Here is a 2,715-nt window from a genome sequence, read left to right as displayed (position 1 = left end):
TTAATAGATTGTTCTGCAGGTTGTACTAGAGATCAACATGCTGAAAATAGACGCTCTGAATTTCTTATTGTAGAAGAAACCAAATGAGTTAGAGTTTCTAATTTCTAATATTTACTAACGACTCATTATTTTGTTTTATAAACAAAGAAATGTAATTCAAGGTATGGTTTGTTTTAGTCTTAAAAATTAATAGTTATGTTTCATAATTCACAACGGACTTGTAAAAAAGAACTTAATTCTAAGAGCGATTTTTACAATTGTTCAAAATTTGAATTGATCGAATATTGTAAGGAAAATGATCTACTTACCCACGGAAGTAAGAAGAAAATAAGAGAGAGAATAGATTTTTTTTTGAATAGAAAATCGAAAAAAAGCAGCGATTTCTCACTTAAGAATAAACGCAGAATAATAAAAAAAATTATTTAATTCTAATTCTAGATTGTTGTATTGATATAATATAAATGATATTGAGTTACAACATGCCATTCCGTAAATTTATTTGCACTTAAACTGATAAAAAGTATATCTCATTCAAATTTTTGTGCTGATTCCATATGAAATGGTTAAATTCCCTGCTTAAAAATAGATTAAGTTAAGCCTTTTTTAATAGAAAAGACTGTTTATTCAAAAGAAACTTATGGTAAAAATTACAATTTCAATAATATTTATTTTAATAAGTACGATAAGTTTTTCTCAAGATTTATCAATGCAAAATGGTACATTTAATAGGTGTGCTCCAGATAAGTTCTATGACTCAGGTGGTGAGTTTGGTCCCTACAGTATTGACCAAAATTTTGTAACTACTATTTGTCCACAGAATAGCGATGAATTTATTATTCTTGATTTCACCTATTTTGTTACTCAAACAGGTCCTAACCAAGATATAATGAATATTTATGATGGCGATGATACATCTGCACCATTATTAGGAACTTATGTTGGTCCAGAAGGTGCTTTTACTGTTAGTGCCTCCGATACTAATACTTCAGGATGTTTAACTGTTGAATTTATTTCAAATGATAGTGGTATTAGTGACGGTTGGGAAGCAGATATTTTTTGTGCTACGCCGTGTCAAGATATTGTAGCTTCAATTGATAGTACAACTCCAGAAGCTAATGGCTCAGGTGTTATTGGAATATTACCAGGTGATTCAATTGATTTTTCTGCCAGTGCTAGTTTTTCAGTTGATGACACAGATGCAACTTACAGCTGGGATTTTGGAGATGGTAATGTAGCAACGGGAACCGATGTTACTAATATATTTACCACTGCAGGAACTTATACCGTGGCATTAACTGTTACAGACAATAATCCTCAGGTTTGTACAGATGTTATTGAAATTACTGTTTTTGTTCTCGGGCCTAATGTGGTTGTCGAACTAGATGCTTTTACAGTCGAAGAATTAGTTGAAGATGTATTGGTAGACAGCCCTTGTGCTTCTGTTTCCAATGTAATTTCTTCAACAGGGATAAATCATAGTGGTAGTGACCCTAATGGTATCGGTTATTTTTTTAGCAATGGTATTGATTTTCCTTTTGAAGATGGCATATTGCTTACTAGTGGAGACGCTGGTGATGCTGGAGGTCCAAATACATTTTTAGGTGCCGGAAGTAGTGCTTGGCCTGGTGATGATGATTTAGATGATGCCGTTGGTATTGATTCTAATAATGCGTCTTATATCCAATTTGATTTTGTACCACTAGCTGATAGTATTAGTTTTGATTTTTTAATGGCCTCAGAAGAGTATGATATGGGAACGTTTGAATGTTCTTTTTCAGATGCGTTTGCATTTCTATTAACAGATTCAAGTGGTAATGTTACCAATTTAGCAGTTTTACCAGGAACCAATACTCCGATTCTAGTAACCAATATTCACCCCGACAATGGGGCTTCGTGTGGAGGTATTAATGAAGAATATTTTGGGGCTTATACGCCTAGCAATGGACCACCAATATCTTTTGATGGCAGAACTGCTGTTTTTACAGCGCAAGCTGATGTTATTCCAGGTGAAACTTATACTATAAAATTAGTTGTTGCCGATGATAGAGATAACACCTATGATTCGGGTGTTTTTATTGAAGCTGGTAGTTTTAATTTAGGTGGAAATTTAGGAGATGATATTACTATTGAAGCAGGTACTGCAGAGTGTGATGGTACTGAAATCACCCTAGATACGGGTCTTGAATTAGCCTCACATGTTTGGTATAAAGATGGTGTTGAAATACCAGGAGAAGTTTCTTATACATTAGTTGTTACAGAACCTGGTGTCTATTATGCGGATTTTGATTTTGAAAGTGTATGTGTAGGGTCTTCAGATCCTATACTAATAGAATTTAGAAATAGCCCAACAGCAAATGCAGCACCAAACTTATCTATTTGTAGTGGAACAGGTACTGAAGAATTTGACTTAACGCAAAATGATGACGATATTATTGGTGAGCAAGACCCAACAGATTTTATGGTCAGTTACCACCTCACGGAACAAGATGCGATTGATAATGTGGGTGAATTAACAAGTCCATATACCAATATTTCTAACCCACAAACAATTTGGGCACGTTTGGCCGATACCACTCAAACATGTATTGATACAGTCGCTTTTACATTAATTGCAGATGGAGAACCAAGTATTTCTTCAGCACCCGATTTATCACAATGCGATGACCAGAGCAACGATGGCCTAGCGGAGTTTGATTTAAGCGTGCAAACAGCCTT

General features: G+C 34.4%; 2 protein-coding genes. Both read left to right on the top strand.

Annotated features, from left to right (window positions below):
• The first annotated feature begins 195 nt into the window (after positions 1–195).
• On the top strand, positions 196–426 hold the full coding sequence (locus tag HM982_RS18715) for a hypothetical protein (RefSeq protein WP_394354368.1): 231 nt from the start codon (positions 196–198) through the stop codon (positions 424–426).
• Positions 427–637: 211 nt separating this feature from the next.
• On the top strand, positions 638–2,715 hold a 2,078-nt coding region (locus HM982_RS18275; protein WP_246296960.1), incomplete at its 3' end, for a choice-of-anchor L domain-containing protein.

Origin of the sequence: Winogradskyella vidalii, from assembly GCF_013403955.1 — a bacterium.
In the GTDB taxonomy this organism is placed as follows: Bacteria; Bacteroidota; Bacteroidia; order Flavobacteriales; family Flavobacteriaceae; genus Winogradskyella; species Winogradskyella vidalii.
Note: the sequence above shows the minus strand (reverse complement) of the source record. Positions and strands in the feature narration are given on the sequence as shown.